The sequence below is a fragment of the Celeribacter ethanolicus genome (assembly GCF_002407265.1).
Lineage (GTDB): Bacteria > Pseudomonadota > Alphaproteobacteria > Rhodobacterales > Rhodobacteraceae > Celeribacter > Celeribacter ethanolicus.
Genome location: NZ_CP022196.1, coordinates 3,047,589 through 3,073,555, shown reverse-complemented (window position 1 = coordinate 3,073,555; position 25,967 = coordinate 3,047,589). Strand labels below are relative to the sequence as shown.

Here is a 25,967-nt window from a genome sequence, read left to right as displayed (position 1 = left end):
CCTCCTTAGCGACGGCCGCCGCGGTCACCGCGAGGTGCCGGACCGGCTTGGGCTTCTTCGGCGCGACGGTCACGAGCCTGCGGGTCGTGTTCCATGATCTCGCCTTTGAAGATCCAGGTTTTGATGCCGATGATGCCATAGGCAGTCGACGCTTCGGCGTGGGCGTAGTCGATGTCCGCACGCAGGGTGTGAAGCGGCACGCGGCCTTCGCGATACCATTCGGTACGCGCGATTTCAGCACCACCGAGACGACCGGCAACGTTCACGCGGATGCCGAGGGCACCCATGCGCATGGCGTTCTGCACGGCGCGTTTCATGGCACGACGGAAGGACACACGGCGCTCGAGCTGCTGGGCGATGGACTCGGCCACCAGAGCAGCGTCGAGTTCCGGCTTGCGCACTTCAACGATGTTGAGGTGCAGCTCGGAGTCGGTCATCGCGGCGACTTTCTTGCGCAGACCTTCGATGTCCGCACCTTTCTTGCCGATGATGACGCCCGGACGGGCGGTGTGAATGGTCACGCGGCATTTTTTGTGCGGGCGCTCGATGATGACGCGCGACACACCGGCCTGCTTGCATTCTTCCTTGATGAAATCACGGATTTTCAGGTCTTCGAGAAGAAGATCGCCGTAATCTTTCGTGTCAGCGTACCAGCGGCTGTCCCAGGTGCGGTTGACCTGGAGACGCATGCCAATCGGGTTAACCTTATGACCCATTAGTTTTGCTCCTCAACTTGACGCACCTTGATGGTGATTTCCGCGAACGGCTTCATGATCTTGCCAAAACGACCACGGGCACGCGGGCGACCGCGTTTCATGGTGAGGTTTTTGCCAACCCATGCTTCGGCGACGATGAGCTCATCGACGTCGAGGTTGTGGTTGTTCTCGGCGTTTGCGATCGCGGACTGAAGACATTTCTTCACGTCCTGAGCGATACGCTTGTTGGAGAAAGTCAGGTCCGTGAGGGCCTTGTCGACTTTCTTGCCGCGGATCATCTGAGCCACGAGGTTCAGTTTTTGCGGGGAAACGCGAAGCATACGGGTTTTCGCCATTGCTTCGTTGTCAGCCACGCGACGGGGATTTGCAACCTTACCCATGACTTATTTCCGTTTCGCTTTTTTGTCGGCGGCGTGACCGTAATAGGTGCGGGTCGGCGCGTATTCACCGAACTTCTGACCGATCATGTCTTCCGTGACGTTGACGGGGATGTGCTTCTGACCGTTGTACACACCAAAGGTGAGACCAACGAACTGAGGCAGGATGGTGGAACGACGCGACCAGATCTTGATGACCTCGTTGCGGCCGCTCTCGCGGGTTTTTTCGGCTTTCTTGAGGACGTAAGCGTCCACAAACGGGCCTTTCCAGACAGAACGTGCCATATCTTAGCGACCCTTCTTCCGAGCGTGACGCGAGCGAACGATGAATTTGTCCGTCGCTTTGTTCTTGCGCGTTTTCGCGCCTTTCGTCGGCTTGCCCCACGGAGTCACCGGGTGACGGCCACCAGAGGTGCGGCCTTCACCACCGCCGTGCGGGTGGTCGATCGGGTTCATGACAACACCGCGGACGGACGGACGAATGCCTTTGTGGCGGTTACGACCGGCTTTACCGATGTTCTGGTTGGAGTTGTCGGGGTTGGACACGGCGCCGACCGTAGCCATGCATTCCTGACGCACGAGACGCAGCTCGCCGGAGGAAAGACGGATCTGGGCGTAACCACCGTCACGACCAACGAACTGAGCGTAGGTGCCGGCAGCACGGGCGATCTGGCCGCCTTTGCCCGGTTTCATCTCGACGTTGTGGACGATCGTACCGATCGGCAGACCGGAGAACGGCATGGCGTTGCCGGGCTTCACGTCAGCTTTGGCGGAGGCGATGACTTTGTCGCCGACGGCCAGACGCTGCGGAGCCAGGATGTAAGCCTGTTCGCCGTCTTCGTATTTGATGAGCGCGATGAACGCGGTGCGGTTCGGGTCGTATTCGATCCGTTCCACGGTTGCTGCGACGTCAAACTTGTTCCGTTTGAAGTCGACGATGCGATAGAGACGCTTTGCCCCGCCGCCTTTGCGGCGCATCGTGATCCGTCCGGTGTTGTTCCGGCCGCCGTTCTTGGTCAAACCCTCGGTGAGAGATTTGACCGGACGCCCTTTCCAAAGCTCCGAACGGTCGATCAGAACCAGCCCACGCTGGCCAGGCGTCGTCGGTTTATACGACTTGAGTGCCATAGTTTCTGTCTTCCGTTTGCTTTGGGTCATGTGATGTAGCTTCGTTTGCTACGACCCGTTTTCGTCTAAGGCCGGGGGCTCTCGTGACTGTCGTCTGGCCCTCGTCCCACACAAATCACGGGCCCCAAGAACGAATCCGGGGCCGTGAGATGGGCGGGGTATAGTGGGTGTTGGGGAGGGAGTCTAGTAGTTGGGTGCCTGCCGCCGCATAAAATCAGCAAAAAGCGGCACTGTGAAGTCGAGATACCCATGATCGGTACTATAGATCATCCCTTTAGAAATAATACTAGCCCGAGCTGGTCCAAGGGATGATAACTTTCTGTCCATTGCCGTTGCTATGTCCGCCATTGCATAGGGGCCATCACCTAACTGCGCCATTGCGTTTACGAATGCCACTTCTGCTTTCGTAAGGCGATCCATTCTCACCTTGAAGAAGCCAGAATCTAAATGAGCTAGTGTTTCCACATAGGCTTGTTGGACCTCAATGGTCGATATTTCAGGTCCTTCCGCGTTGTTCCACGCCACGGAAGCCCATTCTTGAAGGAAAAATGGGTAGCCTTGAGTTCGGGTAACCACTTCAGTCAACGCCCCAGTGGAAATGGAGGCTTCCTCCTCCTCAATTGGCAATTGAACCGCTCGACGAGCTGCTGTGTCATCAAGCGCCCCAACCTCTGGATATTGAAAGAGTCTTTCAGCATAGGACTTCGCCTCTCCTGCCAACTTTGCTACTTGTGGCAATCCTGCACCGACCAGAACAACAGGCAAGCTATCCTGCGACATCCTGTGAATTGACACTATAAGAGCTGACAGATCTTCCGAGGAAAGATATTGGACCTCATCGATAAGCAGTATCCAGCCTTTTCCCGCCACCTGAGCGGCACGACCAATCACGCCGAACAGGTCGGGGAGGTCGTATTGAATATCCCCACTATCAGCTAAGCCCGGCTCAGCTTCGACGCTGAGCTCAACCCCGCCAACGTCAATTTTGAAAATGGATGCAAAACCTCTTAATCCTTTGAGACCTCTCTCTGCAATTTGCCGCGCAGCGGCAACTGTCGAAAGAGAACGCATAACCTTTCGCATTTCCGGATAGAGTAGACGTGCTAAACTTTCTCCTTCCGGCGCCTCCACTTTAGACACAAGATAGCCTTCGGATTCGGCAACCCTTGCCACCTCATTTAACAGCACTGTTTTCCCTGTTCCGCGCAACCCAAGCAACATCATAGAGCGCGCGCTTCGCCCCCTTATAGCGCGTCCGCACGAAATTCGAGCCGCTTCCAGAATAGCATCTCGCCCCGCAAGCTCTGGCGGGCGGCTACCAGCTCCGGGTGCGAATGGATTTCTATATGGATCCAAAATTCTACCTCTCAACACTTAAAGACTAACAATAAATAGCAAAGTATAGAGAAAAACTCTATACTTCTTTACATTCTTTTATATTACAAAAAAGCCCCCCGGCTCTCACCGAGGGGCTTCTTCATTTCTAACCTATCTCTAAAAGTTAGAGACCGGTGGACACGTCGATCGCGTTGCCGTCTTCGAGGGTGACATAGGCTTTTTTCACGTCCTTACGCTTGCCCGGCATGCCGCGGAAGCGTTTGGTTTTGCCTTTGGTGACAACGGTGTTCACCGCTTTCACCTTCACACCGAAGAGCGTTTCCACAGCTTCTTTGATCTGCGGTTTGTTGGAGTCGATGGCGACTTCAAAAACCACGGCACCGTTTTCGGAAGCCATGGTGGCTTTCTCGGTGATGATCGGCTTGCGGATCACGTCGTAGAGTTCAGCTTTGTTGGTCATTTCAGGCGAGCCTCCAGAGCTTCGACACCTGCTTTGGTGATCACGAGCGTGTCACGTTTCAGGATGTCGTAGACGTTGGCGCCAATGGTCGGCAGCACGTCCACACCGGCGATGTTCGCAGCCGCAGCTTTGAAGTTCGCGTCGATGTCGGCGCCGTCGATGATCAGCACGCGTTTCCAGCCCTGTTCCTTGACAGCTTTGGCCAGCAGAGCGGTTTTGGCTTCGGCGAGTTTCGCTTCGTCCAGAACCACGAGATTGCCGGTTGCGGCTTTCGCGGAGAGCGCGTGTTTCAGGCCGAGCTTGCGGAATTTCTTCGTCAGCTCATGGCCGTGAGACCGCGGGGTCGGGCCTTTGTAGATACCACCTTTGCGGAAGATCGGGGCCTTGCGGGAGCCGTGGCGAGCGCCACCGGTGCCTTTTTGGCGATAGATCTTCTTGGTGGAGTAGGACACTTCAGACTTCGTCTTCACCTTGTGGGTGCCCTGCTGCGCGTTGTTACGCTGCCAGCGGACCACACGGTGCAGAATGTCAGCGCGCGGTTCGAGGCCGAAGAGAGCTTCGTCCAGATCCAGCGTGCCAGCCTTGGCGCCGTCGAGTTTGATCACGTCATGTTTCATGCTTCACCCCCTTCTGCCGGAGCTTCGACAGCCGGAGCGGCGGTCGCTTCAGAGGCAGCGGATTTCAGAGCAGCCGGAAGCGGAAGATCAGCCGGAGCTGCTTTCTTCACGGCGTCTTTGATGGTGACCCAGCCGCCTTTGGAGCCCGGAACAGCGCCTTTGACCATGATCAGGCCACGGTCGGCGTCGGTGCGGACAACCTGGAGGTTTTGGGTGGTGACACGGGCAGCACCCATGTGACCGGCCATCTTTTTCCCTTTGAACACACGGCCCGGTTCTTGACACTGACCGGTGGAACCGTGGGAACGGTGGGAGATGGACACACCGTGGGAGGCGCGCAGACCGCCGAAGTTGTGGCGTTTCATGGCACCGGCAAAACCTTTACCGATGGACGTGCCGGAAACGTCAACGAACTGACCTTCGAGGTAGTGGTCGGCGGAGATTTCCGCACCCACTTCGATCAGCTTGTCTTCGTCCACGCGGAACTCAGCCACTTTGCGCTTCGGAGCCACGTTCGCCGCAGCGAAGTGACCACGCATGGCTTGGGAGGTCCGTTTTGCTTTTGCGGAGCCAGCGCCGAGCTGAACGGCGGTGTAGCCGTCTTTCTCGGTGGTGCGCTGAGCAACCACTTGCAGATTGTCGAGCAGAAGAACGGTCACAGGGATCTGTTTGCCGTCTTCCATGAAAAGGCGGGTCATGCCGACCTTTTTCGCGATAACACCAGAGCGCAACATCTCTATTGCCCTCCTTAAACTTTGATCTCGACGTCCACGCCAGCGGCGAGGTCGAGCTTCATCAGCGCGTCCACGGTCTGGGGGGTCGGATCAACGATGTCGAGAAGACGCTTGTGCGTGCGGATCTCGAACTGGTCGCGGGATTTCTTGTCGATGTGAGGACCACGGAGAACCGTGAACTTCTCAATCTTGTTCGGCAGAGGGATCGGGCCACGGACCTGAGCGCCGGTGCGCTTCGCCGTGTTGACGATTTCCTGGGTCGACGCGTCGAGCACGCGGAAATCAAATGCCTTCAGCCGAATACGGATGTTCTGGCCTTGCATAGCATTGCCTTTCGTAGGCTTATTGAGGTTGAGAGGAAGATGCCCGCTCATCGGACACCCTCGTCGAACCTTATGAAGCGAGTGCTCAGGGCCTGAGCGAATCCCTCTTCATGCGTTCTCCCGAAAGAGAACTCGCGCGATATAGAGGGGGATCGGCTTTGTGGCAAGGGGTTTGTTGTTATCCGACAACTAAGGGGGGTTTAAATGGCAAATCAGATCAATTTTGGAAGCGTTATATTAAGCTTAAAGAATATTGTTAACGGATTAATTTATGAAATTTATCGTTCTTCTGAAATGGCGCGGTTCGCAAGAGATCGCTTAAATAAAGAAATTTACGAACACCGTAACGGACAAAAGCAGGACAACAACTTTGCGTTGTTTGCAGCAGCAGAGGAATTTTTCACTCATGCCGCTCATATTTCTTTCTCAATTTGGCCTACACATACAGAAACTCCGAGAAACCGAAAACAAAATGTTCGCCCTGAAAAACTTTTCAGCATAACTCGTGGAAGATGTATGCAGCATCTATTTGTCAATGAGGTTTGCATGTTTTTGAACATCGACGATCAAGACACATATCAGAAAGTTCAGAACTCCTCCTCAACACCTAGTTTGCCAGATGATTTTCTGTATGGCCCCGAGAGCATATGCAAGTTGAAAGATAGAGCACTAAGAAATTTCTTCGTTCATTTTGACGAAAGATTTGAAAAATCTGTCGTGAACGCGCCATCACATGCCAGCCGCTCCAGTTCACAAATCTGTCTGTATGACGCCCGCTATTCCAAACCGCATGAGCTAAACATCGGCTTCAATGAGGATTTTTCCCAATTTATCGGTTTAGGCGAAGTTTTCCCGATCCGCGAAATTTTTAGAGCCACTTTATCGGCTGGTGAGCGTGCCAAAACGCTTATGGACCATCAACAAGAAATAGATTTGATTATATATAGTGAAGCTAAAGTACTACATAAGAAACTATCGAAAATTCACTCTTAACTGGCATGATGGCTAGAGCCCTCCAGCCTCGGGCTCTCATAGCCTTTGCCTTGCAAAGCCAACTGCCACCCGCGGCTTGCACCGTCGCTCTGCGGGTAACACCGTCGCTGTCATCGCCCCGAAACAAAAAGGGCCTCCCGATGGAGGCCCTTTCTATTTCTTAATCAGCAAAGCTGATCAGGCGATGATTTTGGACACCACGCCCGAACCCACGGTGCGGCCGCCTTCGCGGATGGCGAAGCGAAGACCTTCTTCCATCGCGATCGGGGCGATCAGCTCAACCGTGAATTTCAGGTTGTCGCCCGGCATCACCATCTCCGTGCCTTCCGGCAGAACAACGGTCCCGGTCACGTCCGTCGTACGGAAGTAGAACTGCGGACGGTAGTTCGCGAAGAACGGGGTGTGACGGCCACCTTCTTCCTTGGTCAGAATGTAGACCTCGGATTCGAATTTGGTGTGCGGGTTCACGGAGCCCGGTTTACACAGAACCTGACCACGCTCGACGCCTTCACGGTCCACACCGCGCAGCAGGGCGCCGATGTTGTCGCCGGCTTCACCGCGGTCGAGCAGTTTGCGGAACATTTCAACACCGGTACAGGTGGTTTTCTTGGTGTCGCGGATGCCGACGATTTCGATCTCGTCGCCCACGTTGATCACACCGCGTTCCACACGGCCGGTCACAACAGTCCCACGGCCGGAGATCGAGAACACGTCTTCGATCGGCATCAGGAACGGCTGGTCGATCGCACGCTCGGGTTCCGGGATATAGGCGTCGACGGCTTCCATCAGTTCGCGGATCTTGTTCTCGCCGATTTCCGGGTCACGACCTTCGAGAGCGGCCAGAGCGGAGCCCGCGATGATCGGAATATCGTCGCCCGGGAAGTCGTATTCGGACAGAAGTTCGCGAACTTCCATTTCGACCAGCTCCAGAAGCTCTTCGTCGTCGACCTGGTCCACTTTGTTCAGGAACACAACCAGAGCCGGCACGCCGACCTGACGGGCCAGCAGGATGTGCTCACGGGTCTGCGGCATCGGACCGTCAGCCGCGTTCACAACCAGGATACCGCCGTCCATCTGGGCCGCACCGGTGATCATGTTCTTCACGTAGTCGGCGTGGCCGGGGCAGTCGACGTGCGCGTAGTGGCGGTTCGGGGTCTCGTATTCCACGTGGGCCGTGGAGATCGTGATCCCGCGGGCTTTCTCTTCCGGCGCACCGTCGATTTCGTCATAGGCTTTGAAGTCACCGAAGTACTTGGTGATCGCTGCCGTCAGAGTGGTCTTGCCGTGGTCAACGTGGCCGATCGTGCCGATGTTGACGTGCGGTTTGTTACGCTCAAACTTACCTTTAGCCATAGAGGCCTCCTGTCTAATTCAGTGTGGGGATCGGAGCATCCGACCCCCGCGTTGGGCTGAGGCGACGCTTACGCGTATTTCGCCTGGATTTCTTCCGAGATGTTGCTCGGCACCGGTTCGTAATGGTCGAACTGCATCGTGAACTGCGCACGGCCCGAGGACATGGAGCGCAGGGTGTTGATGTAGCCGAACATGTTGGCGAGCGGCACGAAGGCGTTGATCGCCACCGCGTTGCCGCGCGGTTCCTGGCCGGTCACCTGCCCACGACGGGAGGTGAGGTCGCCGATGATGCCGCCGGTGTATTCTTCCGGGGTCACGACTTCGACTTTCATCATCGGCTCGAGCAGTTTCGCGCCGGCCTTTTTGAGACCTTCACGCATGCACATACGAGACGCGATTTCGAACGCCAGAACCGAGGAGTCGACGTCGTGGAACTTACCGTCGAGGAGCGCCACTTTGAAGTCGATCACCGGGAAGCCCGCGAGCGGACCGGAGTCCATCACGGATTTGATGCCTTTTTCGACACCCGGGATGTATTCCTTCGGCACGGCACCGCCGACGATACGGGATTCGAAGGAGTAACCTTCGCCCGGCTCGGTCGGAACGATCTCCAGTTTCACCTCAGCGAACTGACCGGAACCACCGGACTGTTTCTTGTGGGTGTAGGAGTGCTCGATCTTGTGGGAGATGGTCTCACGGTAAGCCACCTGCGGCGCACCGATGTTGGCTTCCACTTTGAACTCGCGCTTCAGACGATCGACGAGGATGTCGAGGTGAAGTTCGCCCATGCCCTTCATGATGGTCTGACCGGACTCGAGGTCGGTTTCGACGCGGAAGGACGGGTCTTCGGCGGCAAGACGCGCCAGACCTGCGGACATTTTCTCCTGGTCACCCTTGGTTTTGGGCTCGACCGCGATCTCGATCACCGGATCCGGGAAGGTCATGGTTTCGAGCACGACCGGATCTTTGGCATCGCAGAGCGTGTCACCGGTGGTCGTGTCTTTCAGACCGGCCAGAGCGATGATGTCGCCAGCGAAAGCTTCTTCGATCTCCTCACGGTTGTTGGAGTGCATCATCATCATACGACCGATGCGCTCTTTCTTACCTTTGGTGGAGTTCAGGATGCTGTCGCCTTTGTTCATCACGCCGGAGTAGATCCGGGTGAAGGTCAGCGAGCCCACGAACGGGTCGTTCATGATCTTGAACGCAAGACCGGCGAAGGGCATATCGTCGTCCGCACGGCGGGGGATGTTACGCACCTCTTCCTCGTCGCCCGGTTTGAAGCCCATGTAATCCGGGACATCCAGCGGGGACGGGAGGTAGTCGATCACGGCGTTCAGAAGCGGCTGCACGCCTTTGTTCTTGAACGCGGAACCGCCGAGCATCGGCACGAAGGACATCGACAGACAGCCCTTGCGGAGCAGCGCGCGGAGCGTCGGAACGTCCGGCTCTTCGCCTTCGAGGTAGGCCATCATCGCGTCGTCGTCCATTTCGACGGCGGCTTCGATCATTTTGCCACGCCATTCGTCGGCCTGGTCCTGAAGCTCCGGACGGATGTCTTCGAGAACCCAGGATGCGCCGAGGTCGTCGCCTTTCCAGAGCCATTCCTTCATCAGCACGAGGTCGAGAAGACCTTCGAGCTCGGTTTCGGCACCGATCGGAATCGCAACCGGAACCGGACGGGCGCCGGTACGGTCTTCGATCATGCGCACGCAGTTGAAGAAGTCAGCGCCGATCTTGTCCATCTTGTTGACGAACACGATACGCGGAACCTTGTAGCGGTCGGCCTGACGCCACACGGTTTCGGTTTGCGGCTCAACGCCGGCGTTGGCGTCGAGCACGGCAACCGCACCGTCGAGCACGGCGAGCGAACGTTCCACCTCGATGGTGAAGTCCACGTGACCGGGAGTGTCGATGATGTTGAAGCGGTGCTTCGGGGTTTGGGCGTTTTCACCGTCTTCGGTGCGTTCCCAGAAGGTGGTCGTCGCAGCGGAAGTGATGGTGATGCCGCGTTCCTGCTCCTGCTCCATCCAGTCCATGGTGGCTGCACCGTCGTGCACCTCACCGATGTTGTGGGACTTCCCGGTGTAGTAGAGGATGCGTTCCGACGTGGTGGTTTTACCAGCGTCGATATGCGCCATGATACCGAAGTTGCGGTACCGGTCGAGGGGATAATCGCGTGCCATTGGGCTCGTGTCCTTCGGTTTTGTTACCAGCGGTAATGGCTGAACGCTTTGTTGGCGTCGGCCATCTTATGGGTGTCTTCGCGCTTTTTGACAGCAGCGCCACGGCCATTTACCGCGTCGAGCAGCTCACCGGCAAGACGTTCTTCCATCGTGTTCTCGTTGCGGGCACGGGACGCGTTGATCAGCCAGCGGATGGCCAGAGCTTCGCGACGCTCGGTACGCACTTCGACGGGCACCTGGTAGGTGGCACCGCCCACACGGCGGGAACGCACTTCGACGGACGGTTTCACGTTGTCGAGGGCTTCGTGGAAGACTTCCACCGGAGCTTTTTTGAGTTTCGACTCAACGCGATCAAGCGCGTTGTAGACGATTTTCTCTGCGACCGACTTTTTGCCGTCGATCATCAGGTTGTTCATGAATTTGGTCAGCACGCGATCGCCATATTTGGCGTCGGGCAGGACTTCGCGCTTCTCAGCGGCGTGACGACGAGACATTCTGAGATCTCCTTACTTCGGACGCTTCGCGCCGTATTTCGAACGACGCTGTTTACGGTCTTTGACGCCTTGGGTGTCGAGAACACCGCGGAGGATGTGGTAACGCACACCCGGAAGGTCTTTTACCCGGCCGCCGCGGATCAGAACCACGGAGTGTTCCTGAAGGTTGTGGCTTTCACCCGGGATGTAGGAGATGACCTCGAAACCGTTGGTCAGGCGGACCTTCGCAACTTTCCGCATAGCGGAGTTCGGTTTCTTCGGGGTGGTGGTGTAGACGCGCGTGCAGACGCCGCGCTTCTGAGGGCATTGTTCCAAGTGCTGCGACTTGGAAACCTTACGTTTGGGCTGACGCGGTTTGCGGATCAGCTGCTGAATCGTCGGCATAGGGCTCTTTCCCGTTTCCTAGACTTCTGTGAACCTCGGCTTTTGCCGGGGCGATTACGATGGTTGTGTCAGGCGACATGCGCATAACACGAAAACCCGCAATCGTTCCCATTCCGAGGCGAACGACGCGGTGAGTTCCCAGAGGATGTGGACCTCAAAGTGGCCCGCATCTTGATCACTACGATTTGAGAGTCGGCAAACAGAGTCAGACCCTGAGCCGGATGGGGCGCGGTATAGGTAGAGTCGACCCGCTTGTCAACAGCCGCCGCCTCTACCCCGCCCGGCGTTTCATCCGCGCCTCGCGCAACACGGTATAGATCCCCGTCGCTGCGATGGTCCCGGCCCCGCAAAGCGCCAGAAGGTTCGGCCATTCCCCGAAGGCGAAAAAGCCGATCACCAGCGCCCAGATCAGTGCGGTGTAGCGAAACGGAGAGATGAAGGACATCTCACCCACCCGCATCACCGCAACCGAAAGCACATAGCCCGCCAGCACGCAGGCGGCCGAGCCGAAGAGCTGCGCGGAGGTTTTCACCGTCATCGGCACCCAGTCGATGCCAAGCGACAGAATCCCCGTCACGATGCCCACCGCCACGATGGCGCCGAAGGTCACGGTCGAATTGGGCACGCTCTCATGCATCTTGCGCACGATGATGTCGCGCACCGTGACACAGAGCATCGCCGCCACGGCCCAGAGCCCATAGGCGCTGAACCCGTCCGTGCCCGGCTGGACGATCATCAGCACGCCGAAGAAGCCGATGAAGATCGCCACCATGCGCCGCCAGCCCAGGGCATCGCGAAACAGCAGCCAGCCCGCGATGGTGATCGACAACGGCATGGTCTGCATGATCGCCGTCGCATTGGCGAGCGGCACATGTTTGAGCGCCGTGAGGAAACACAGCGACGCGCCCACCTCGGCCAGCGAGCGCAGGATGACGAACACCCAGTCCCGCCGCGCAAGATCGAAGCGCACCGGCCCGATGACCGGCGCGAGCACGAGATAGAGCATCACGAGATTCAGCACCGCCCGCAAAAACAGCGCCTGAAAGATCGGCACCTCGGTGAGTACGCCCTTCATGAAACTGTCGTTGGTGGTGAAGGCCGCCATGGACAGCGACATGAGCACCGCACCACGGGTGTTGTCGGGCAGGCGTGAGAGCATGGTGATCATGAGGCGTCCTTTCCGTTCCCCGCTATCATCGTGCGCGGCCTCTGGGAAGAGGACATGTGCCGGTCTTGCCCTGACGACGGCGCCATGCATAGTGAACCGAAAGTTCGGGTAAAGGGTAATCGGAAATGGGAGAACGTCTCGTCGTCACGACCATGCGCAACGAGGGGCCGTTCATCCTTGAGTGGGTGGCGTGGTATCTCATGTTGGGATTCGACCATCTGGTTGTGTTCTACAACGACTGCACCGATCACTCGCCGGAGCTGTTGCAGGCGCTCGATGCCGCAGGCGTGCTGACCGCCGTGCCCTATGTGCCCGACCCCGAGCGCCCGGTGAAACAGACCACGCTGAAACTCATGTCGACACACCCCCGGATCCGGGCAGCGGACTGGGTGTTCAACATCGACGTGGACGAGTTTCTCGTGGTGCATGTCGGCGACGGGCTGCTCGACGATCTTCTGGCGCAATTCGATATGACGGAGACCCATGCCATCGCCGTGCACTGGCGTTGCTTTGGCGACAATGGCTATCTGCGATGGGAAGACGTTCCGACCCACCGCCGTTTCCTCAGAACTTCCGAGCGCCGTCACAAGGGCAATGTGTTTTTCAAAACGCTGGTGCGCTGGCCGACGGATTTCTGGCGACTTGGGGTGCATTCCCCGAAAGGCTGGCGAGGCAAGGGGGCCTGGGGCATACCGCCCAACCAGCTCAAACGCTGCGACGGGGCGACAATGCGGCGCTATCATCCAAAAGACAGCCCGGTGATGATGACCCAGTCCCGCTGGATCACCCATGAATACGCCCAGCTCAACCATTACGCCTCGCGCACATGGGAAAGCTTCGCGCTCAAGATGGGGACGAAATCCACCGTTGCGGGCAAGGATCGCTACACGGAGACGTTCTTTCGCGGCAAGAACCGCAACGAGAAACTGGACGAAAGCGCGCTGAAATATGCGGAACGCTTCGATGCGGTCTATGGCGAGTTCACCCGTGAGCCGGAGCTGATGCGGCTGCATCACCTGTGCTGCATGGATTACGTCGAACGGCTTGCGGCGGTGCATGGGTTCGAGGCGCAGGACGATCCCCGGTGGCTGTTTCATCAAAGCGAGGGGGCGCGGTTGAGTTGACATCAACGCACTGCCGCCAACGAACCCACGCCTGAAAACCAAAAGGCCCCGCGTTTCCGCAGGGCCTTTCGTTTTTCGATCCGGTCGGATTACTCGTCGGAGGAGCCTTCCGGGGTGTCGACGAAGAGCGTGTCTTCCGCGTCGTCGCCCATCACATCCATGACCGGGGCCGCCAGTTGTGCGGCGGCTTCGGCCTCTGCACGGGCTTCCTCGATCACCACGTTGTCGCGCTCGGCGGCAATGCGGCGGACGCGCTGGGTGGCGCCACCGGTGCCGGCCGGGATCAGACGACCCACAATGATGTTCTCTTTGAGACCCACGAGCTTGTCGCGTTTGCCCTGCACGGACGCCTCGGTGAGAACACGGGTGGTCTCCTGGAAGGAGGCCGCCGAGATGAAGGAGCGGGTTTGCAGCGAGGCCTTGGTGATCCCGAGAAGGATCGGCTGACCTTTCGCCGGGCGACCGCCCTTGGCTTCGGCTTTGGCGTTGGCCTCGTCGAACTCGACCTTATCGACCGCTTCGCCTTTGAGCAGCGTGGTGTCACCCGATTCCGAGATCTCCCATTTCTGCAGCATTTGACGCACGATGACTTCGATGTGCTTATCGTTGATCTTCACACCTTGCAGTCGATACACATCCTGCACCTCGTCGATCATGTAGTTAGCGAGCGCTTCCACGCCCATGATCGCAAGAATGTCGTGCGGTGCCGGGTTGCCGTCCATGATGTAGTCGCCCTTGTGCACGAAGTCGCCTTCGGCCACCGGGATGTGCTTGCCTTTCGGCACCATGTATTCGACGGGTTCCTTGGTGTCGTCCGACGGTTCGATCGAGATGCGACGCTTGTTCTTGTAGTCCTTACCAAAACGCACGTAACCATCAATCTCGGCGATGATCGCGTGATCTTTCGGACGACGGGCTTCGAACAGTTCGGCCACACGCGGCAGACCCCCGGTGATGTCCTTGGTCTTCGCACCCTCACGCGGAATACGCGCAACCACGTCACCGGCCTGAATGTCCTGACCGTCCTCGATGGAGAGGATGGCGTCTACGGACATCAGATAGGTGACCGGGTTCCCGGCTTCGTTGCGCAGCACTTCGCCATCTTCGTCGAGGATCAGGATCTCCGGCTTCAGATCGCCACCGCGCGGCACAGAGCGCCAGTCGGACACGATTTTCTGGGTCATCCCGGTTGCGTCATCGGTCTCGTCACGCACGGACAGGCCCGTGATGAGGTCGACGAATTTCGCTTTACCGGTTTTCTCCGCGATGATCGGCAGGGTGTACGGGTCCCATTCGAACAGCTTCACGCCACGGCCGATGGTCTGGCCCTCGGTGACGAACACTTTCGTGCCGTAGCCGAGTTTGTAGGAGGCGCGCTCGACCCCGTTTTCGTCCATGATCGCAAGTTTCATGTTGCGGCCCATGACGATCTGCTCGCCGTGCTTGTTCTCAAGCAGGTTCGCTTCACGGAACTCGATCTTGCCTTCCTGGTTGGCTTCCTGGAAGGACTGCTGACCACCCTGGGCCACGCCGCCGATGTGGAAGGTCCGCATCGTCAGCTGCGTACCCGGTTCACCGATGGACTGAGCCGCGATGATGCCGACCGCTTCACCCTGGTTCACCATGGTGCCGCGGGCCAGGTCACGACCGTAACAGGCCGCACAGACGCCCTCTTCGGCCTCGCAGGTCAGCGGGCTGCGGATGCGCATGGAGGCAACACCGGCCGCCTCGATGGCGTCGGCTTTGCGTTCGTCGATCAGCTCGTTCTTGGACACAAGCACCTCATCGGTGCCCGGACGCAGAACGTCATCGGCAGACACACGACCGAGGATACGCTCGGCCAGAGTTGCCACGACCTCACCGTCGTTGACGGCGGCTTCGGCGGTCACGGCACGATCCGTGCCACAATCGACTTCGCGCACGATACAGTCCTGCGCCACGTCGACGAGACGACGGGTCAGGTAACCGGAGTTCGCCGTTTTCAACGCCGTATCCGACAGACCTTTCCGCGCACCGTGGGTCGAGTTGAAATACTCGAGCACGGTCAGACCTTCTTTAAAGTTCGAGATGATCGGCGTTTCGATAATCTCACCCGAAGGTTTCGCCATCAGGCCGCGCATCCCGCCCAGCTGTTTCATCTGGGTCACGGAACCACGGGCCCCGGAGTGGGCCATCATGTAAACCGAGTTCGGTTCCTGTTCGGCACCGGTCTCGTCGTACTTGGGCGCCGAGATGGTGTTCATCATCGCCTCGGTGACCTTGTCGTTACACTTGGCCCAGGCATCGACGACTTTGTTGTACTTTTCGCCCTGAGTGATCAGGCCGTCCATGTACTGTTGTTCAAAGTCTTTCACCTGATCGCGGGTGCCATCGACGATGGTCCACTTGGTGTCCGGGATCACCATGTCGTCCTTGCCGAAGGAAATCCCGGCCTTGAACGCCTCTTTGAACCCGAGCGACATGATCTGGTCACAAAAGATCACCGACTCTTTCTGACCGCAGTAACGGTAGACGGTGTCGATGACGCGCTGCACGTCTTTCTTCCGCAGAAGCTGGTTCACGAGAGAGAACGGCGCTTTTGCGTTCAGAGGCAGCAGGGTGCCGAGACGCAGACGGCCCGGGGTCGTCTCGTGACGCTCCCAAACTTCCTGACCGTGCTCGTCGATCTGCTTGATCCGCGCGGTGATCTTGGCGTGCAGGTGCACTTCGCCGGCGGTCAGGGCGTATTCGACTTCCTCGATGTCGGAGAAGACCATGCCTTCGCCCTTCATCCCATCACGCTGCATGGTGATGTAATAAAGGCCCAAGATCATATCCTGCGACGGAACGATGATCGGCGCGCCGTTGGCGGGCGACAGCACGTTGTTCGTCGACATCATCAGGACGCGGGCTTCAAGCTGGGCTTCGAGCGACAGCGGCACGTGAACGGCCATCTGGTCCCCGTCGAAGTCGGCGTTGAACGCCGAACAGACGAGCGGGTGCAGCTGAATGGCTTTACCTTCGATCAGCGTGGGTTCGAACGCCTGAATGCCGAGACGGTGCAGCGTCGGAGCGCGGTTGAGGAACACCGGGTGTTCGCGGATCACCTCGTCGAGGATGTCCCAAACTTCCGGACGTTCTTTTTCAACCAGCTTCTTCGCCTGTTTTACGGTCGAAGACAGACCTTTGGCCTCAAGCCGCGAGTAGATGAACGGCTTGAACAGTTCGAGCGCCATCTTCTTCGGCAGACCACATTGGTGCAGTTTCAGCTCCGGACCGGTCACGATGACCGAACGACCGGAGAAGTCGACGCGTTTGCCCAAAAGGTTCTGACGGAAGCGACCCTGTTTACCTTTCAGCATGTCGGAGAGCGACTTCAGCGGGCGTTTGTTCGCGCCGGTGATGACGCGGCCACGACGGCCGTTGTCGAACAGAGCGTCAACCGACTCTTGCAGCATCCGCTTTTCGTTGCGGACGATGATGTCCGGCGCACGCAGCTCGATCAGGCGTTTCAGACGGTTGTTCCGGTTGATCACACGACGGTAAAGGTCGTTGAGATCGGAGGTCGCGAAACGGCCACCATCGAGCGGCACCAGCGGGCGGAGCTCCGGCGGGATCACGGGGATCACGGTCAGGATCATCCACTCCGGGCGATTGCCGGATTCGAGGAAAGACTCGACGATTTTCAGACGTTTGATGATCTTCTTGGGCTTGAGCTCACCGGTCGCCTCCTTGAGGTCTTCGCGCAGTTGTTCTGCGGTGGACTCGAGGTCGATGTTGGCGAGCATCTTGCGGATCGCTTCGGCGCCGATGTCGGCTTCGAACGCGTCCATGCCATAGAGATCCTGCGCGTCCATGTACTCTTCTTCGGTCATCATCTGACCATAGGAGAGGTCCGTCAGACCCGGCTCGATCACCACGTAGTTTTCGAAATACAGCACGCGTTCCAGATCGCGCAGCGTCATGTCGAGCATGAGGCCGATCCGGCTCGGCAGCGATTTCAAGAACCAGATATGCGCGACAGGGGCGGCCAGTTCGATGTGGCCCATGCGCTCGCGACGCACTTTCTGGAGGGTGACTTCAACACCGCATTTTTCGCAGACAACGCCGCGATATTTCATGCGCTTATATTTGCCGCAGAGACATTCGTAGTCTTTGATCGGGCCAAAAATACGCGCACAGAACAGACCGTCACGCTCCGGCTTGAAGGTCCGGTAGTTGATGGTCTCGGGCTTTTTGATCTCCCCGTAGGACCACGACAGGATGCGTTCCGGGGACGCCAGAGAGACCTTGATCTCGTCAAACGTCGAGGGCTGCGCCAGCGGGTTGAACGGGTTGGTTGTGAGTTCCTGGTTCATCTATTGAGTTCCTCAGAGTGTCTCGGAAAGGGAGGGAGGGTAAGGGTTTGAGGCCCTTACTCCTCACCCTCCGAGTCCAGGAGTTCCATGTTGAGGCCGAGGCCGCGGACTTCTTTGACAAGCACGTTGAAGGATTCCGGCACGCCGGCTTCAAAGTTGTCTTCGCCCTTGACGATCGACTCGTAGACCTTGGCACGACCGGCCACGTCATCCGACTTGACGGTGAGCATCTCTTGCAGCGTGTAGGCGGCGCCATACGCTTCGAGAGCCCAGACTTCCATCTCCCCGAACCGCTGACCACCGAACTGCGCCTTACCACCGAGCGGCTGCTGGGTGACGAGGGAGTACGGCCCGGTCGAACGGGCGTGGATTTTGTCGTCGACGAGGTGGTGAAGTTTCAGCATGTACTTCTTACCAACCGTCACCTTCCGAGCGAATTGCTCGCCGGTACGACCGTCGAACAGGACGGACTGACCGGAGGTGTCGAACCCGGCACGGCGCAGAGCGTCGTTGATGTCGGCTTCTTTCGCACCGTCGAAGACCGGGGTCGCGATCGGTACACCGTTGACGATGTTGGACGCGGCCTCGATGAGAAGATCGTCGTCCATGCCGGCGATGCCTTCTTCGTAGACTTCTTCGCCATAGACGAATTTCATCGCATCGCGCACCGGGGTCATGTCGCCAGACCGACGGTATTCCGCCAGAGCGTCATCCACCTGGATACCCAGACCGCGTGCGGCCCAGCCCATGTGAATTTCGAGGATCTGACCGACGTTCATCCGCGACGGCACACCCAGCGGGTTGAGACAGAAGTCGACCGGGGTCCCATCGGCGAGGAACGGCATGTCTTCCATCGGAACGACGCGCGAGACCACACCTTTGTTGCCGTGACGACCGGCCATCTTGTCGCCAGGCTGAAGCTTGCGCTTCACGGCGATGAAGACCTTGACCATTTTCATCACGCCCGGCGGCAGGTCGTCGCCACGACGGACTTTCTCGACCTTGTCCTCGAACCGGTGCTCGAGCGCCCGTTTCTGGGCCTCGTACTGAGCGTTCAGGGCCTCGACGATCTGGGCATCGTCCTCGTCTTCGAGGGCGAGCTGCCACCACTGGCCACGGGACAACTGACCGAGCAGTTCGTCATCCACGGTCACACCGGATTTGACACCTTTCGGACCCTTGGCAATGACTTTGCCCATGATCAGGTCTTTCAGACGCGCGTAGATGTTGCGGTCCAGAATGGCCATTTCGTCGTCGCGGTCACGCGCCAGACGTTCGACTTCCTCACGTTCGATTTGCAGCGAACGCTCGTCTTTCTCGACGCCATGACGGTTGAACACGCGCACTTCCACCACGGTGCCGTAGTCACCCGGTTTCACACGCAGCGAGGTGTCCCGCACGTCGGAGGCTTTCTCACCGAAGATGGCGCGCAGGAGTTTTTCTTCCGGCGTCATCGGGCTTTCGCCCTTCGGCGTGATTTTCCCGACAAGGATGTCACCCGGCTCGACGTGAGCACCAATGTAGACGATGCCCGCCTCGTCGAGGTTGCGAAGAGCTTCCTCACCGACGTTCGGAATGTCGCGGGTGATCTCTTCCGGCCCGAGCTTCGTGTCACGAGCAGCGACTTCGAATTCTTCGATGTGAACCGAGGTGAAAACGTCGTCACGCGCGATGCGTTCGGAGATCAGGATGGAGTCTTCGTAGTTGTAGCCGTTCCACGGCATGAAGGCGACGATGATGTTCTTGCCGAGCGCCAGTTCCCCCATATCGGTGGACGGGCCGTCAGCGATCACTTCGCCCTTCTCGACCCGTTGCCCCACATTCACCAGCGGACGCTGGTTGATACAGGTGTTCTGGTTCGAGCGCTGGAACTTGCGCAGACGGTAGATGTCCACGCCCGCATCACCCAACTCCAGGTCAGACGTGGCGCGGATCACGATCCGGGTCGCGTCGACCTGGTCGATGATACCCGCACGTTTCGCCTGAATGGCGGCGCCGGAGTCGATGGCGACCTTGGCTTCCATCCCGGTGCCGACGAGCGGCGCTTCCGCGCGTAGAAGCGGCACGGCCTGACGTTGCATGTTCGCGCCCATGAGAGCACGGTTGGCGTCGTCGTTTTCAAGGAACGGAATGAGCGCCGCACCGACGGAGACCAGCTGTTTCGGCGACACGTCGATGAGGTCGACGGAAGACGGCGGGTTCAGCGCGTGTTCGCCCGACTGACGAGTGGACACAAGATCGTCGGTGAATTTACCGGCGGCGTCGAGCGCAGCGTTGGCCTGCGCCACGGTGTGACGCATTTCCTCGGTCGCGGACATGTATTGCACGTCGTCGGTCACATGACCGTCGATGACCTTGCGATACGGGGTCTCGATGAAGCCGTATTTGTTCACGCGGGCAAAGGTAGCCAGCGAGTTGATCAGACCGATGTTCGGCCCTTCCGGCGTCTCGATCGGACACATACGACCGTAGTGGGTCACGTGCACGTCGCGGACCTCAAAGCCCGCACGTTCGCGGGTCAGACCGCCCGGCCCGAGAGCCGAAAGACGACGCTTGTGCGTCACTTCGGAGAGCGGGTTGGTTTGGTCCATGAACTGCGACAGCTGCGAGGAGCCGAAGAATTCGCGCACGGCGGCGGCGGCCGGTTTCGCGTTGATCAAGTCCTGCGGCATGACCGTGTCGATCTCGACGGAGGACATCCGTTCCTTGATCGCACGTTCCATACGCAGAAGACCCACGCGGTACTGGTTTTCCATCAACTCGCCCACGGAGCGCACACGACGGTTGCCGAGGTGGTCGATGTCGTCCACGTCGCCATGGCCGTCACGCAGTTCGACGAGGCCCTTGATACAGGCGATGATGTCGTCGCGACGCAGGGTGCGCTGGGTGTCCGGCGCATCCAGATCGAGACGCATGTTCATTTTCACCCGGCCCACGGCGGAGAGGTCGTAGCGCTCGCTGTCGAAGAACAGGCTGTCGAACAGAGTCGAAGCGGCCTCAACGGTCGGCGGTTCACCCGGACGCATGACGCGGTAGATGTCCATGAGCGCGGTTTCGCGGTTCATGTTCTTGTCGGCTTCCATCGTGTTGCGGATGTACGGGCCGACGTTCACGCCGTCGATGTCGAGAACCGGAATGTCGGTGATGCCCGCATCCAGAAGCTCCTTGAGGGAGCCGCCGATCACGTCGCCGTCCTTGTCCATCTCGAGCGTCAGCTCATCACCGGCTTCGACATAGATCGCGCCGTTTTCTTCGTTGATGATGTCTTTCGCGACGAACTTGCCGACGATGTGTTCGAAGGGCACCAGAAGCTCGGTGATCTGAGCTTCGTCGATGATCTTCTTCACCGCGCGCGGGGTCATCTTGTCGCCCGCTTTGCAGATCACTTCACCGGTGGCGGCGTCCACGAGATCATAGGTCGGACGGGTGCCGCGCACACGCTCGGGGAAGAACTTGGTCACCCAACCTTTGTTCTTCTCCAACTTGAAGTCGACGGTGTTGTAATAGGCATCGCAGATCGCTTCCTGATCGAGACCCAGCGCATAGAGCAGGGTCGTCACCGGCAGTTTGCGGCGACGGTCGATGCGGGCGAAGACGATGTCCTTGGCGTCGAATTCGAAATCGAGCCAGGAGCCGCGGTACGGAATGATCCGGCAGGCGAACAGCAGTTTGCCCGAGGAATGGGTCTTGCCCTTATCGTGGTCGAAGAACACGCCCGGGGACCGGTGCATCTGGGACACGATCACGCGCTCGGTGCCGTTCACGATGAACGTGCCGTTCGGCGTCATCAGGGGCATATCGCCCATGAACACGTCCTGTTCCTTGATGTCCTTGACGGATTTCGCGCCGGTATCCTCGTCCACATCGAACACGATGAGACGCAGCGTGACCTTCAGCGGGGCGCTGTAGGTCATGTCGCGCTGCATGCACTCTTCGACGTCGTATTTCGGGGATTCGAGTTCGTAGCGCACGAATTCGAGCACAGCCGTTTCGTTGAAATCCTTGATCGGGAAAACCGACTGGAACACGCCCTTGATGCCTTCGCCGTCAAGCGGTTCGGCGGCGTCACCGGATTTCAGGAACAGTTCGTAGGAAGATTTCTGAACCTCGATGAGGTTCGGCATTTCGAGGACTTCGCGGATTTTGCCGTAAGAGCGGCGGAGCCGTTTCTGGCCAAGGAAGGACGATGCCATAAGCGTCTAAACCTTTCGAATTTTCGCGAGCGACAATCACCGTTGGGTGCCGGAGACTGTGCCCTGACGAAACAGAGGGGTTCGGTCTATTCCTGCCCCCGACCCAAAGGGGGCTCCCGACCTTTGAACCTCTCCTGAGAAAAGACCTTCTCTCGCGCCGGATGCGCAAAGGCCCTTTCTAAGACAGGTTAAGCTGGACCGGGAAAGTCCCGGTCCAGCCCATGATTTCATTGGCCCTGAGGCCGAGGCACTTAGGCCAGCTCGACGGTCGCGCCAGCGGCTTCGAGTTTGCCTTTGATGTCTTCGGCTTCGGCTTTGTCGATGCCTTCTTTGATTTTGCCGCCGGCTTCAACGAGCTCTTTGGCTTCTTTGAGGCCCAGGCCGGTGATGCCGCGGACTTCTTTGATGACGTTGATTTTGGAAGCGCCAGCGTCTTTGAGAACGACGTCGAATTCGGTCTTCTCTTCAGCAGCGGCACCAGCGTCGCCTGCCGGGCCAGCCATCATCACGGCGCCGCCAGCGGCGGGCTCGATGCCATACTCGTCTTTGAGGATGGTTTTCAGTTCTTGTGCTTCGAGAAGGGTGAGACCCACGATCTCTTCTGCAAGTTTCTTCAGATCAGCCATTGTACTGTTTCCGTTCGTTTAAGATGTGTTCCAACGCGTGTGTTTACAACCACGTCGGTCTCTAATTGCTTATGCAGCAGCCTTGTCTTCGATCGTAGACAGGATACCAGCGATGTTCGAAGCAGGAGCGCCAATCGCACCAGCGATGTTGGAAGCAGGTGCACCAATGCAGCCAACGATGGAGGCAATAAGCTCCTCGCGGGACGGCATCTGTGCCACGGCTTTCACACCGGCGACGTCGAGAGCGTTTTCACCCATTGCACCGCCGAGGATCACGAATTTCTCGTTATCTTTGGCGTAAGCATCGGCGACCTTGGCCGCAGCCACAGGATCTTCCGAATAGGTGAGAACGGTCATGCCCGTCAGGAATTCAGCAACGCTTGCGCAGGGCTTTCCATCGAGGGCGATTTTGGCGAGCTTGTTCTTGGCAACGCGGACGGACCCGCCAGCTTCACGCATACGCGCGCGCAGGTCCTGCATTTCAGCAACCGTGAGACCTTCGTAGTGGGCAACCACAACGACGCCAGAGCTGTCAAAGATCTGGCCGAGCTCTTCGACCATTTTTTCTTTTTGTGCTCTATCCACAGTTTTACTCCAAGTATGGGAGAGTTTCCCCTCCCGGCTCAATTCTACCGGCCAGAACCGGCACGAAGTCCGTTACGGGGCTGCGCCAAAGTCGCCCGAGGCCAAGCCTGCGGAGAAACTTGTCGTCTTCCCGTCTCAGGCAGGAATTATGACCGGCATATCCCGACCACCCACCGTCTTGGACGAAATGCAAAACAGCGCACGACGAATCGCACGCTGGGCTGCAAGAGGGTGTTTAGAGGGGATTAATCGAGAGTGCAAGCCTTCCGAGAGAGCCTGGTGCTTAATGACGCATTCGCCGCCAAGCCCGACGGTTGCGGAGATCATAGATCAACACAAAACCACAGACCAGCGCGCCTCCCGTCCCCAGAAAGAAGAACAGCCCGCCGCCCAAACGACTTGCTCCAGACAATGTCAAAGGCGTCTCAATCCGACCGTCTGCGTCATCCATATAGCCATCGACAACCTGCCCCACACGATAAGGCCAACGCATGCGAGCGTAATTGTCGTAGACCTCAACACGTTCACCATCTCGGCCTGTGGCAGCCAGCTTAAGAGAGAAAGCATTTTTCGCCCCCGTTGTCGGGCGCGGTATGAAGGCAACGATTTCAACCGGAACCTCTCTCGCATGGGCTTTAAAGCGCGCAGGATCGCCCAAGAGTCGGACCCCGATGACCGCGAACAACACGCCAATCAGGGTGGAAAGCGTCATGGCCCAAGTCAAGAAACGCGAGGGTTCATAAGGCTTGCGCCTGCGCCGCTGGGAAGTTTTGTTCGCCATAATGGCCCCGATATGCCTCTCCCCGAAGAAAAGCACAAGAAAGCAAAAGGCGCCCCAAACGGAGCGCCTTTCAAATCTTGTCCTAAGTGGAAAGGCGATCATGCATTTCTACAAAATACACTTTTCGCCCGTCGCGTATCGCATTCGCGAGACGCTGACTTAGTTGCCGGTCGCGGAGTCCACAGAAACCGAAACGCCCGGGCCCATCGTCGAAGAAAGGGAGACTTTCTTCATGTAGGTGCCTTTCGCGCCGGTCGGACGGGCTTTCTGAACCGCATCCACGAAAGCGCGGATGTTTTCGGCCAGTTTGGCGGCATCAAAGGATGCTTTGCCAACGCCACAGTGCACGACACCGGCTTTTTCAGCCTTGAACTGCACTTCGCCGCCTTTGGCAGCTTCGACAGCCGCTTTGACGTCCATGGTCACGGTGCCGACTTTCGGGTTCGGCATCAGGTTGCGCGGGCCGAGGATCTTACCCAGACGGCCAACGATCGGCATCATGTCCGGGGTCGCAATGCAGCGATCGAACTCGATGGCGCCACCCTGGATGGTTTCCATCAGGTCTTCGGCGCCCACGATGTCCGCACCGGCGGCGGTCGCTTCGTCGGCTTTCGGGCCACGGGCGAACACGGCCACGCGCACGGATTTACCGGTGCCGTTCGGCAGGGTCACAACGCCGCGGACCATCTGGTCGGCATGGCGCGGGTCGACGCCGAGGTTCAGCGCAATCTCAACGGTCTCGTCGAATTTGGCGGTCGCGTTGGCTTTGATCAGCTCAACGGCTTCCTCGACGGTGACGTTCTCTTTGCCAGCGAAAGCTGCGCGGGCAGCGACGGTACGTTTGCCAAGTTTCGCCATCACTTCACCTCGATGCCCATGGATTTCGCGGAGCCGACGATGATCTGCATTGCACCTTCGATGTCGGTGGCGTTGAGATCTTTCATCTTCGCTTCGGCGATTTCGCGCACCTGCGCGACGGTCACGGAAGCGATGGTTTCACGACCCGGAAGCGCAGCGCCTTTGGGACGGTTGCGTTTGCCGACGGGTTTGAGACCGGCAGCCTTCTTGAGGTAGTAGGACGCCGGCGGCGTCTTGATGTCCATCGAGAAGGATTTGTCGGAGTAGTAGGTGATCACGGTCGGGCACGGCGCACCGGCTTCCATATCCTGCGTCTTGGCGTTGAACGCCTTGCAGAATTCCATGATGTTGATACCGCGCTGACCGAGCGCCGGACCCACGGGCGGGGACGGGTTCGCTTGACCGGCGGGCACTTGCAGCTTCATCTTGCCTGCGAGTTTCTTAGCCATTGGCCTTTTCCTTTCCAACTCCTGTGAAACGCGTTTCACAGTGTCTTTCGTTGTGTGGTCTGGTCCGGACGACGCGTCGCCCTCGCCTCCCACGGCTCAATGCGGACCACAAGGTCCGCGCTCATTCAGGCCCGTTTGTTGACCTGAGTGAATTCCAGTTCGACCGGGGTGGCCCGGCCAAAGATCGACACGGAGACCTTCAGACGCTGGTTGGCGTCGTCCACCTCCTCGACCATCCCGTCGAAGCCCTCGAAAGCACCCTCGGCGACGGAGACCTGCTCGCCGACCTCGAAGGTGATCGTGGTGCGCGGAGTTTCCGCGTTTTCCTCGACACGGCCCAGGATCGCCTGAACCTCAGAATCGCGCATCGGCATCGGCTTGCCGAAAGAGCCCAAGAAGCCGGTCACCCGGTTGATCGAGTTGATCAGGTGATAGCCCTGGTCGGTCATCTCCATGCGGACAAGCACATAGCCCGGCATGAAACGACGCTCAGTCGTCACTTTTTTGCCCCGGCGCACCTCGATGACCTCTTCGGTCGGCACCAGAACTTCTTCGATCTGATCCTGAAGGCCTTTTTCTTCCACGGCCGTTTTGATCGCTTCGGCGACTTTTTTCTCGAAGTTCGAGAGAACGCTCACCGAATACCAACGCTTCGCCATGGTGCCTTTGCCTTTTCGCTTTTCCCGGTTTGCACCGGGTCTCGTTAATTCCCATCGCGCCTTGCGGCACGGCTCCCCGAAACA

Annotated in this window: 24 protein-coding genes; 2 read left to right on the top strand and 22 right to left on the bottom strand. The window is 58.4% G+C overall.

All coding sequences use genetic code 11. The annotated features are described in order from the left end of the window. Positions 1 to 5: 5 nt before the first annotated feature. The 9 genes from rpsC to rpsJ form a co-directional block, all read right to left on the bottom strand. On the bottom strand, positions 6 to 716 hold the full coding sequence (rpsC, locus tag CEW89_RS15105; protein ID WP_066707046.1) for a 30S ribosomal protein S3: 711 nt from the start codon (positions 714 to 716) through the stop codon (positions 6 to 8). Next, positions 716 to 1,096: a 50S ribosomal protein L22 gene (gene rplV, locus CEW89_RS15100; protein ID WP_066707044.1), complete on the bottom strand. Its 381-nt coding sequence runs from the start codon at positions 1,094 to 1,096 to the stop codon at positions 716 to 718. The genes rpsC and rplV overlap by 1 nt, the downstream gene beginning before the upstream one ends. 3 nt (positions 1,097 to 1,099) lie before the next feature. Next, a complete protein-coding gene (gene rpsS / locus CEW89_RS15095) occupies positions 1,100 to 1,378 on the bottom strand; it encodes a 30S ribosomal protein S19 (RefSeq protein WP_066707042.1) in 279 nt (92 codons plus the stop codon). Positions 1,379 to 1,381: 3 nt separating this feature from the next. Beyond that, positions 1,382 to 2,221 carry a 50S ribosomal protein L2 gene (rplB, locus tag CEW89_RS15090; RefSeq protein ID WP_096806455.1) on the bottom strand — a complete coding sequence of 280 codons (840 nt, stop codon included), beginning with the start codon at positions 2,219 to 2,221 and terminating at the stop codon, positions 1,382 to 1,384. A gap of 183 nt (positions 2,222 to 2,404) precedes the next feature. Next, positions 2,405 to 3,595, bottom strand: coding sequence for an ATP-binding protein (locus CEW89_RS15085; protein WP_244906080.1), 1,191 nt, complete (start codon positions 3,593 to 3,595; stop codon positions 2,405 to 2,407). Between the two features lie 127 nt (positions 3,596 to 3,722). Then, positions 3,723 to 4,019 carry a 50S ribosomal protein L23 gene (locus tag CEW89_RS15080; RefSeq protein WP_096806453.1) on the bottom strand — a complete coding sequence of 99 codons (297 nt, stop codon included), beginning with the start codon at positions 4,017 to 4,019 and terminating at the stop codon, positions 3,723 to 3,725. Next, entirely contained in the window at positions 4,016 to 4,636 is a 621-nt protein-coding gene (gene rplD / locus CEW89_RS15075; protein WP_096806452.1) for a 50S ribosomal protein L4, read from the bottom strand. Before rplD ends, CEW89_RS15080 begins: the two co-directional genes overlap by 4 nt. Next, entirely contained in the window at positions 4,633 to 5,367 is a 735-nt protein-coding gene (gene rplC, locus CEW89_RS15070) for a 50S ribosomal protein L3 (RefSeq protein WP_198403562.1), read from the bottom strand. The genes rplD and rplC overlap by 4 nt, the downstream gene beginning before the upstream one ends. Positions 5,368 to 5,384: 17 nt before the next feature. Continuing rightward, on the bottom strand, positions 5,385 to 5,693 hold the full coding sequence (gene rpsJ, locus CEW89_RS15065) for a 30S ribosomal protein S10 (RefSeq protein WP_066707020.1): 309 nt from the start codon (positions 5,691 to 5,693) through the stop codon (positions 5,385 to 5,387). Between the two features lie 204 nt (positions 5,694 to 5,897). Between rpsJ and CEW89_RS20875 the strand changes: the two genes are divergently transcribed. Beyond that, positions 5,898 to 6,686, top strand: a complete 789-nt coding sequence (locus CEW89_RS20875) for a hypothetical protein (protein WP_157779878.1) — start codon at positions 5,898 to 5,900, stop codon at positions 6,684 to 6,686. A gap of 177 nt (positions 6,687 to 6,863) precedes the next feature. Here CEW89_RS20875 and tuf read toward each other — a convergent pair whose 3' ends face one another. The 5 genes from tuf to CEW89_RS15035 form a co-directional block, all read right to left on the bottom strand. Beyond that, the gene (tuf, locus tag CEW89_RS15055) at positions 6,864 to 8,039 is read right to left on the bottom strand and encodes an elongation factor Tu (RefSeq protein ID WP_066707018.1); all 1,176 of its coding nucleotides are present in this window, start codon (positions 8,037 to 8,039) and stop codon (positions 6,864 to 6,866) included. 68 nt (positions 8,040 to 8,107) lie between these two features. Further along, on the bottom strand, positions 8,108 to 10,225 hold the full coding sequence (gene fusA / locus CEW89_RS15050) for an elongation factor G (protein WP_066707209.1): 2,118 nt from the start codon (positions 10,223 to 10,225) through the stop codon (positions 8,108 to 8,110). A 23-nt stretch (positions 10,226 to 10,248) separates the two neighbouring features. After that, positions 10,249 to 10,719 carry a 30S ribosomal protein S7 gene (gene rpsG / locus CEW89_RS15045; protein WP_066707212.1) on the bottom strand — a complete coding sequence of 157 codons (471 nt, stop codon included), beginning with the start codon at positions 10,717 to 10,719 and terminating at the stop codon, positions 10,249 to 10,251. A 12-nt stretch (positions 10,720 to 10,731) separates the two neighbouring features. Further along, complete coding sequence (rpsL, locus tag CEW89_RS15040; RefSeq protein WP_008204009.1) at positions 10,732 to 11,103, bottom strand: 30S ribosomal protein S12; 372 nt, start codon at positions 11,101 to 11,103, stop codon at positions 10,732 to 10,734. Between the two features lie 271 nt (positions 11,104 to 11,374). Beyond that, complete coding sequence (locus tag CEW89_RS15035; RefSeq protein WP_081423910.1) at positions 11,375 to 12,271, bottom strand: DMT family transporter; 897 nt, start codon at positions 12,269 to 12,271, stop codon at positions 11,375 to 11,377. A 125-nt stretch (positions 12,272 to 12,396) separates the two neighbouring features. Between CEW89_RS15035 and CEW89_RS15030 the strand changes: the two genes are divergently transcribed. Further along, positions 12,397 to 13,395: a glycosyltransferase family 2 protein gene (locus CEW89_RS15030; protein WP_096806450.1), complete on the top strand. Its 999-nt coding sequence runs from the start codon at positions 12,397 to 12,399 to the stop codon at positions 13,393 to 13,395. Between the two features lie 89 nt (positions 13,396 to 13,484). On the opposite strand, the gene rpoC is transcribed toward CEW89_RS15030, so the two are convergent. The 8 genes from rpoC to nusG all read right to left on the bottom strand — a co-directional run bounded on the left by rpoC (position 13,485) and on the right by nusG (position 25,883). Beyond that, the gene (gene rpoC, locus CEW89_RS15025; protein ID WP_096806449.1) at positions 13,485 to 17,732 is read right to left on the bottom strand and encodes a DNA-directed RNA polymerase subunit beta'; all 4,248 of its coding nucleotides are present in this window, start codon (positions 17,730 to 17,732) and stop codon (positions 13,485 to 13,487) included. A 56-nt stretch (positions 17,733 to 17,788) separates the two neighbouring features. Beyond that, positions 17,789 to 21,925: a DNA-directed RNA polymerase subunit beta gene (gene rpoB, locus CEW89_RS15020; RefSeq protein ID WP_096806448.1), complete on the bottom strand. Its 4,137-nt coding sequence runs from the start codon at positions 21,923 to 21,925 to the stop codon at positions 17,789 to 17,791. A gap of 251 nt (positions 21,926 to 22,176) precedes the next feature. Next, positions 22,177 to 22,551 (bottom strand): 50S ribosomal protein L7/L12, encoded by a 375-nt coding sequence (gene rplL / locus CEW89_RS15015; RefSeq protein ID WP_066707223.1) that lies wholly within the window; start codon positions 22,549 to 22,551, stop codon positions 22,177 to 22,179. 69 nt (positions 22,552 to 22,620) lie between these two features. Beyond that, the gene (gene rplJ / locus CEW89_RS15010) at positions 22,621 to 23,136 is read right to left on the bottom strand and encodes a 50S ribosomal protein L10 (protein WP_066707226.1); all 516 of its coding nucleotides are present in this window, start codon (positions 23,134 to 23,136) and stop codon (positions 22,621 to 22,623) included. 283 nt (positions 23,137 to 23,419) lie between these two features. Further along, the gene (locus tag CEW89_RS15005; RefSeq protein ID WP_157779877.1) at positions 23,420 to 23,848 is read right to left on the bottom strand and encodes a DUF3592 domain-containing protein; all 429 of its coding nucleotides are present in this window, start codon (positions 23,846 to 23,848) and stop codon (positions 23,420 to 23,422) included. A gap of 228 nt (positions 23,849 to 24,076) precedes the next feature. Beyond that, a complete protein-coding gene (rplA, locus tag CEW89_RS15000) occupies positions 24,077 to 24,775 on the bottom strand; it encodes a 50S ribosomal protein L1 (RefSeq protein ID WP_096806446.1) in 699 nt (232 codons plus the stop codon). Continuing rightward, a complete protein-coding gene (gene rplK / locus CEW89_RS14995) occupies positions 24,775 to 25,224 on the bottom strand; it encodes a 50S ribosomal protein L11 (RefSeq protein ID WP_066707233.1) in 450 nt (149 codons plus the stop codon). The genes rplA and rplK overlap by 1 nt, the downstream gene beginning before the upstream one ends. A gap of 125 nt (positions 25,225 to 25,349) precedes the next feature. Further along, complete coding sequence (gene nusG, locus CEW89_RS14990; protein WP_066707236.1) at positions 25,350 to 25,883, bottom strand: transcription termination/antitermination protein NusG; 534 nt, start codon at positions 25,881 to 25,883, stop codon at positions 25,350 to 25,352. Positions 25,884 to 25,967: the final 84 nt, after the last annotated feature.

What these genes read in the sequence shown, in the direction of transcription:
- tuf (WP_066707018.1), bottom strand. Translation starts at nt 8,039, where the DNA reads ATGGCTAAAGGTAAGTTTGAGCGTAACAAACCGCACGTCAACATCGGC.
- rplV (WP_066707044.1), bottom strand. Translation starts at nt 1,096, where the DNA reads ATGGGTAAGGTTGCAAATCCCCGTCGCGTGGCTGACAACGAAGCAATG.
- rplB (WP_096806455.1), bottom strand. Translation starts at nt 2,221, where the DNA reads ATGGCACTCAAGTCGTATAAACCGACGACGCCTGGCCAGCGTGGGCTG.
- rplK (WP_066707233.1), bottom strand. Translation starts at nt 25,224, where the DNA reads ATGGCTAAGAAACTCGCAGGCAAGATGAAGCTGCAAGTGCCCGCCGGT.
- rpoC (WP_096806449.1), bottom strand. Translation starts at nt 17,732, where the DNA reads ATGAACCAGGAACTCACAACCAACCCGTTCAACCCGCTGGCGCAGCCC.
- rplL (WP_066707223.1), bottom strand. Translation starts at nt 22,551, where the DNA reads ATGGCTGATCTGAAGAAACTTGCAGAAGAGATCGTGGGTCTCACCCTT.
- CEW89_RS15035 (WP_081423910.1), bottom strand. Translation starts at nt 12,271, where the DNA reads ATGATCACCATGCTCTCACGCCTGCCCGACAACACCCGTGGTGCGGTG.
- rpsL (WP_008204009.1), bottom strand. Translation starts at nt 11,103, where the DNA reads ATGCCGACGATTCAGCAGCTGATCCGCAAACCGCGTCAGCCCAAACGT.
- fusA (WP_066707209.1), bottom strand. Translation starts at nt 10,225, where the DNA reads ATGGCACGCGATTATCCCCTCGACCGGTACCGCAACTTCGGTATCATG.
- rplD (WP_096806452.1), bottom strand. Translation starts at nt 4,636, where the DNA reads ATGAAACATGACGTGATCAAACTCGACGGCGCCAAGGCTGGCACGCTG.
- rpsJ (WP_066707020.1), bottom strand. Translation starts at nt 5,693, where the DNA reads ATGCAAGGCCAGAACATCCGTATTCGGCTGAAGGCATTTGATTTCCGC.
- rpsC (WP_066707046.1), bottom strand. Translation starts at nt 716, where the DNA reads ATGGGTCATAAGGTTAACCCGATTGGCATGCGTCTCCAGGTCAACCGC.
- nusG (WP_066707236.1), bottom strand. Translation starts at nt 25,883, where the DNA reads ATGGCGAAGCGTTGGTATTCGGTGAGCGTTCTCTCGAACTTCGAGAAA.
- rpsS (WP_066707042.1), bottom strand. Translation starts at nt 1,378, where the DNA reads ATGGCACGTTCTGTCTGGAAAGGCCCGTTTGTGGACGCTTACGTCCTC.
- CEW89_RS15005 (WP_157779877.1), bottom strand. Translation starts at nt 23,848, where the DNA reads ATGACGCTTTCCACCCTGATTGGCGTGTTGTTCGCGGTCATCGGGGTC.
- rpoB (WP_096806448.1), bottom strand. Translation starts at nt 21,925, where the DNA reads ATGGCATCGTCCTTCCTTGGCCAGAAACGGCTCCGCCGCTCTTACGGC.
- rplA (WP_096806446.1), bottom strand. Translation starts at nt 24,775, where the DNA reads ATGGCGAAACTTGGCAAACGTACCGTCGCTGCCCGCGCAGCTTTCGCT.
- CEW89_RS15030 (WP_096806450.1), top strand. Translation starts at nt 12,397, where the DNA reads ATGGGAGAACGTCTCGTCGTCACGACCATGCGCAACGAGGGGCCGTTC.
- CEW89_RS20875 (WP_157779878.1), top strand. Translation starts at nt 5,898, where the DNA reads ATGGCAAATCAGATCAATTTTGGAAGCGTTATATTAAGCTTAAAGAAT.
- CEW89_RS15080 (WP_096806453.1), bottom strand. Translation starts at nt 4,019, where the DNA reads ATGACCAACAAAGCTGAACTCTACGACGTGATCCGCAAGCCGATCATC.
- rpsG (WP_066707212.1), bottom strand. Translation starts at nt 10,719, where the DNA reads ATGTCTCGTCGTCACGCCGCTGAGAAGCGCGAAGTCCTGCCCGACGCC.